The sequence below is a fragment of the Moorena sp. SIO1F2 genome (genome assembly GCF_010672755.1).
Lineage (GTDB): Bacteria > Cyanobacteriota > Cyanobacteriia > Cyanobacteriales > Coleofasciculaceae > Moorena.
This window is the reverse complement of sequence record NZ_JAAHFV010000391.1, coordinates 1-5,689: the sequence shown is the minus strand read 5'-3', so window position 1 is coordinate 5,689 and position 5,689 is coordinate 1. Positions and strand designations below refer to the sequence as shown.

Annotated in this window: 7 protein-coding genes and 1 pseudogene; 5 read left to right on the top strand and 3 right to left on the bottom strand. The window is 44.7% G+C overall.

Going from position 1 to position 5,689, the window contains the following annotated elements:
• The 5 genes from F6J94_RS29065 to F6J94_RS29045 all read left to right on the top strand — a co-directional run.
• Positions 1-238 (top strand): M48 family metalloprotease (locus F6J94_RS29065; RefSeq protein ID WP_293046762.1); only part of this gene is annotated, 238 nt, incomplete at its 5' end.
• Between the two features lie 190 nt (positions 239-428).
• Positions 429-893, top strand: coding sequence for a substrate-binding domain-containing protein (locus F6J94_RS29060; protein ID WP_293046761.1), 465 nt, complete (start codon positions 429-431; stop codon positions 891-893).
• A gap of 59 nt (positions 894-952) precedes the next feature.
• Positions 953-1,198, top strand: coding sequence for a DUF433 domain-containing protein (locus F6J94_RS29055; protein WP_075901808.1), 246 nt, complete (start codon positions 953-955; stop codon positions 1,196-1,198).
• Complete coding sequence (locus F6J94_RS29050; protein ID WP_075901810.1) at positions 1,198-1,557, top strand: DUF5615 family PIN-like protein; 360 nt, start codon at positions 1,198-1,200, stop codon at positions 1,555-1,557. The genes F6J94_RS29055 and F6J94_RS29050 overlap by 1 nt, the downstream gene beginning before the upstream one ends.
• 213 nt (positions 1,558-1,770) lie before the next feature.
• The gene (locus F6J94_RS29045) at positions 1,771-3,774 is read left to right on the top strand and encodes an NB-ARC domain-containing protein (RefSeq protein ID WP_293046760.1); all 2,004 of its coding nucleotides are present in this window, start codon (positions 1,771-1,773) and stop codon (positions 3,772-3,774) included.
• A gap of 145 nt (positions 3,775-3,919) precedes the next feature.
• On the opposite strand, the gene F6J94_RS29040 is transcribed toward F6J94_RS29045, so the two are convergent.
• The 3 genes and pseudogenes from F6J94_RS29040 to F6J94_RS34495 form a co-directional block, all read right to left on the bottom strand.
• Positions 3,920-4,156 (bottom strand): hypothetical protein, encoded by a 237-nt coding sequence (locus tag F6J94_RS29040; RefSeq protein ID WP_293046759.1) that lies wholly within the window; start codon positions 4,154-4,156, stop codon positions 3,920-3,922.
• A gap of 328 nt (positions 4,157-4,484) precedes the next feature.
• Entirely contained in the window at positions 4,485-5,249 is a 765-nt protein-coding gene (locus tag F6J94_RS29035) for a thioredoxin domain-containing protein (protein WP_293046758.1), read from the bottom strand.
• Between the two features lie 329 nt (positions 5,250-5,578).
• Positions 5,579-5,689 (bottom strand): annotated as a pseudogene (locus F6J94_RS34495) (aminodeoxychorismate/anthranilate synthase component II); the annotation flags it as partial.

Genomic DNA, 5,689 nt, shown 5'->3' with positions numbered 1-5,689 from the left:
TGGCTTTCACGTCTATCTCGGCCTTTTGGGGCTGGTTACGGCCTGGGTGTCGCGGGCTCAGGAGCGGAGCGCGGACGTTGGTGCCATGCGGGTCGTCGGCTGCCCAACACCGGCCGACGCGGCCCGGCTGCATGGTGGTGACCGGGCCGACCTCGCCCCGCCCCGGTGGTATCGGTGGTACGCCCATCACCCCGCACCGTTCGAGCGGATGGAGTTCCTGGCCCGTCACCGGCCGTGAATGCGATGCGGGAGAGTGGGGCACCGAAGGGAGCCCCAAAATTAGCGGCTTATCGACAACTGTTCTTCAGCGGTTCACCTGCGGTTCACCTTGAACTGACCCGCCGGTAACGTCCGGTCCTTACCGTGGCTCTTGCATCGGTTCGGGTGAGTACCCGAAATGATCCGGAGCTATGAGGAGAGACGAGTAGATGGCGTTGAAGACCCGTAATTTGCTGGGCCTCGTACTGGCCCTAGCGTTCATGGCCGCAGCCTGTGCCACCGATTCGAGCCAAGACGGCACTGCCGCTTCCGGAGACGCGGCAGCGGAGGGGTCGGCCGATGGATGTGCGGCCGGCAACATCATCGTTTCCGGCTCCTCGACCGTCGAGCCGGTGAGCCGCAAGGCGGCCGAGCTGTACGAAGACATCTGCGCCGATGCCATCATCACCGTCGACGGTCCCGGTACCGGCGACGGCTTCAAGCTGTTCTGCGCCGGCGAGACCGACGTCTCCGACGCCTCCCGCCAAATCAAGGACTCCGAGATCGAGACCTGCGAGGCCAACGGCGTATCTGACCTAAAATCTGGAAAGCTAGACAAGCTTATTGCCAGATCAGAAGCAGATATTGCTACCAATCAAGTTAAGGAGCTTAATGAAATCCTTGACGACACCTAATTTTTCGATAAATGCTATAAACTAGATTAACCATAAATCTAAGTAAACAACTAATCATCATGAATTGGAGAGAATACATTCATTCAAATCCCAACATTTTATTAGGGAAGCCAGTGGTTAAAGGCACTCGTTTATCCGTTGAGTTTATTTTAGGCTTGTTTGCTGCTGGTTGGACAGAGTTACAGATATTGGAAAGCTATCCAACACTAACTAGAGAATCAATTCGAGCAATCTTTGCTTTTACTGTTGAATGTATGCAAGATGAAGTTATCTATACATTGGCACCGATGGCTGAGGCAAGGTAGTGAGACTTCTAGCAAATGAAAACTTTCCACTTCCCAGTGTCAAAAGGTTGCGAAAAGCCGGTTATGATATCTTATCAATTACCGAAGAGTCACCAGGAATTGAAGATACTGAGGTATTGGCTTGGGCAGTGTCTGATCAACGAGTTATTTTAACCTTTGATCGTGATTATGGTGAATTGATTTATCGATTGGGTCTAAAACCACCATCAGGTGTGATTTATCTACGCTATCAACCCCTAAACCCCATCGAACCTGCCGAAAAATTGTTAATGTTGTTACAGGTTGAAGGATTAGAATTTGAAGGTAAATTTACAGTAGTTGAGCGAGAGCAATTTCGTCAGCGACCATTGCCTAACTGACCATTGATAAAGTTCAGTTAATTTAGACTTTACTAGGCTGCCTAAATCCGGATAGGGAGAATCCTAACGAATTTCTCCTAACTTATTAATTAAGGGTGAATTTCTACTCCCGACTACTGACTCCCTGCTCCCTGCTCCCTGCTCCCTGCTCCCTAGATTACCAAAGCCTTGGAATCCCACCAAGCTACTGTTGAGAATTACAACATTGAGAATATGAATAACCAAACTCGATTCAATCAAGCTCCCCCACTACCTCCTTATTATGTGGAACGCCCGGAAGTAAGCCAACGACTAAAACAAATCCTTTTATCGGAAGAAACCGCTAAAGCTGGCACGTTAGTTGTTAGTGCTATCTATGGTTTAGGAGGAATTGGAAAATCCACCTTAGCTGCAGCATTAGCCCATGACAAAGAGGTTCAATCCCATTTTACCGATGGGATTTTTTGGGCAACCTTAGGTCAGCAACCTGATATTTTATCTTTTCTAAGTAGCTGGATACAGCAATTAGGAGATTATGATTTTAAACCGATTAACACTGAGGCAGCTTCTTTACAACTAAAAACATTATTATCCGATAAAAAAGCCTTGCTAGTTGTCGATGATGTTTGGCATCCTGATCATGTTGAACCATTTCGAGTGGCAGGGGATGGCTGTCGGGTTTTAGTGACTACCAGAGAAGCCCAGGTTGAAGATGCGATTCCCTATGATTTAGACGTGATGACTCCCAATCAATCCTTGGAGTTATTAACCTCTTGTTTCAATAATGATTTAACTGCTCAAGAACTCGATTATGCTGAAAATTTAGCCAAAATCGTCGGCTACTTACCCTTAGCATTAGAATTAGCTGCTGCCCAAATTAGGGATGGATTATCTTGGCAGGAGTTACTGGATGAGTTACAAGATTTAATTGTTGGTATAGAAGCTTTGGATCGATTGAAAGCAGAGGAAGAGCCAAGTGATGCTAAGCGCAAAAACTACAGTCTAGTGGCTTCCTTTAATCTCAGTTTAAAGGGATTATTCGACGACGATAGATTGAAAAACTTTGCTTGGTTAGGGATACTGCCGGAGGATGTCACTATTACTGAATCCATGGCGACAACCTTATGGGATTGTAATTTAGTTGAAGCCAAAGATACGTTAAGGTACTTACGACAAAAAGCGTTATTACTACCAGGAGTCTCTACTACACCAGAAAGTAACTATCGCCTCCATGACTTGTTACATGATTTAGCCCGTAGTCTGGTACAATCAGAGCTAGGATTATCAATACCCTCAGCTCATCAACAATTATTAGAACGTTATCAAACTAAAACCGATAAGGGATTATGGCATACCTTACCCGATGATGGTTATATCTATAACAATTTAATCTGGCACCTAGAGAAAGCTAAAAAAATTAATGAAATTCATCAACTCCTGAAAGAAGAAACTCCAGCAGGAGATAACGGTTGGTATTGGCAGTGTGATAGACAGGGAAAAACTGCTAATTTCATCAAGGATGTATCGAGAGCTTGGGCAATAGCAGCAGCTAATTTTACAGAAAATCCTACAGAATCGATTAGTCTACAGTGTCGGTATGCTCTGATTAGCACATCCCTCAACAGCTTGGCTGGAAATATTGGTCCAGAGTTAATGGGAGCATTAGTTGAAAAAGAAATCTGGACCCCAGCTCAAGCACTAGCTTATGTGCGACAGATTAAAAATTTTAGTAGTCAAGTAAGGGGTTTGGAGGCAATTAGTGAGTATTTTCCCCCTTCTTTATTATCGGAAGCCTTAGATTGCGCCATAGGGATTTCCGATGAATTCTCCCGAGTTAATGCCTTAGTCGCCTTAGCCCCCCACTTACCGGATGTGTTACCCCAAGCCTTAGATTGCGCCAGAGGGATTTCCGATGAATACTACCGAGCATTAGCCTTAGAAGCCTTAGCCCCCCACTTACCCGATGTGTTGTTACCCCAAGCCTTAGATTGCGCCATAGGGATTTCGAATGAATACCACCGAGCTATTGCCTTACAGCACTTGATTGAAAACTTAACTCCTTCCTCGGTTGATTTTCCTTTTTGGCAACAAATTCTTTATAGTTTAGCTAGTCTAACCCGTCCCAATTTTATTAAAACTATTCCTCAATTAGCGCCTTTAATCACCAAGTTTGGGGGTGTTGAAGCCCTAAGAGAAACGGTGGTAGCAGTTGAAGATGTTAGGCGATGGTGGAAATAGGGAGTAGGGAGTAGGGAGTAGGGAGTAGGGAGTAGGCAATAGGCATGCTAGCAATAGTTTTCCATCAATGTTATGGATATTTCAATAGATTGAGTTCTGAGATAAAGCGATAATCTCGTTGATTTTCAATAAGGGTAGCAGCAATTTATCCAAGCCAATGTTGTTGTCGAATTATTCTCACCCATTCGCTACTATTTTGAGTATCTTGTCGATCACACCACATACCAATAAAAGGTTGATTGTCTAATTCCAGAGGGTGAAGAGATGGCGTTTTTTTCGTTAAATACTGTTTTTTGAACACCTCAATGATATCGGCAATAATTTTTTGAGCCTCTTCTGGTAGTTCTTGAATATCTTTTGTTAGTTGTTCTAGGTCACGCATAAGTTTTAACAAGTATGTCCAATAACTTTATAGAAATCCATTATACAAATTAATTGCTTTTTGGCTTATTCCACCACAACACCGATCAATCAACGTTAATGTCTAGCATCTCCCTCGGAAAATCGCCCTTACCCTTGTAATCTGTAACGTAAAAACTATATAGTTATTGAGCTTGTCGGGTGGGCAAAAAGATTTTGGTTCTTGTGACTATTCGAGATTAGATTAATTTGCCCACCCTACTTTATTGAGCTTGTCGGGTGGGCAAAAACAATTTGGTTCTTGTGAGTATTAGAGATTAGATTACTTTGCCCACCCTACTTTATTTACTTCAAGAGTTGCGCACTTGTGCCAATATCGCTTCTATCTGTTCTAGGGGCACGGCACCAGAGAAGGCTTCACCATTCATAACAAAGAAAGGTGTGCCGCTCAGTCCCAATAGTTGTGCTAGCTGCATGTCTTCTGCAATGGCACTATCAGCTACGTTCCGGTCTCGGTTAAACTGCTCTAGGTCTAAATCTAGGTCTTGGGCAATGGCAAGATATAACTCTTCTCCTAATTGCTTTTGATTGGCGAAGAGGGCATCATGGTACTGCCAGAATTTGCCTTGTTGAGTGGCGGCCCAAGCGGCTTGAGCGGCTGGCAGGGCTTGGGGATGAATTCCCGTCAGGGGGAAGTGTTTGTAAACTAAGGTAACTTCATCCCCATGGTTTGCTATAAACTGGTTGACGGTGTCGTGAGCTCTGGCACAGAAGGGACACTGAAAGTCTGAGAATTCTACTAGCACAATTTTATCTTCAATGGAGCCAGTCGCGGGAGAGGAACCAATGAAGGCTTGGGGATTGGTTTTGAAGCCCTGCAAGATGGCTTGCTGTCGCTGCTGGCTTTCCCGTTCCAGTTGCTGCTGGTATCTCTGGACCGATTCTAGGATTACTTCTGGGTGGTTGCGGATGACTTCGAGTATTTGTTGTTCTAGTTGAGGACTAATCTTGGCGGCTGCTGTGGCTGGCAGTGACCAGGTTGAGAGGGACAGCAGTAGTACTAATCCTGTGAGTGATAGGGCTTTCTGGAGAATGCTAAGGAGTTTAGTGACCATGATTTTCTTAAATTGAACCAAGGCATAGGGTATCTCACATCAGGCAACATGGGCAATGGATTGGTAATGGATGGATTAATGGGTGGGAGTGTGGGTCGGGGGCGCGGGGAGTGTGGGGTTTGAGGTGTGAAAATACCACGCTCCCCTGAGGGAGTGACAATAAAGTTAGAAAGCTTTTTGAATCAGGGTTATGGCTTTTTTATTCAAAAAAAGGCAGCTTATTGCATTTAATTTTTATTAAATTCTCAGCTAAATATAACTAAAACTCCATTACCGCTACCTACAAAAGTCCATATGAAACCACCCATAAATTGCTTGGCAGTTTTTATTTACGTTTTAGTTACAGACCCTATAAAGTTACGTAGCAAATCATGCCCGTGCTGGCTGGCTATGCTTTCGGGGTGAAATTGCACGCCATGCAAATTATGCTTTTTATGCTC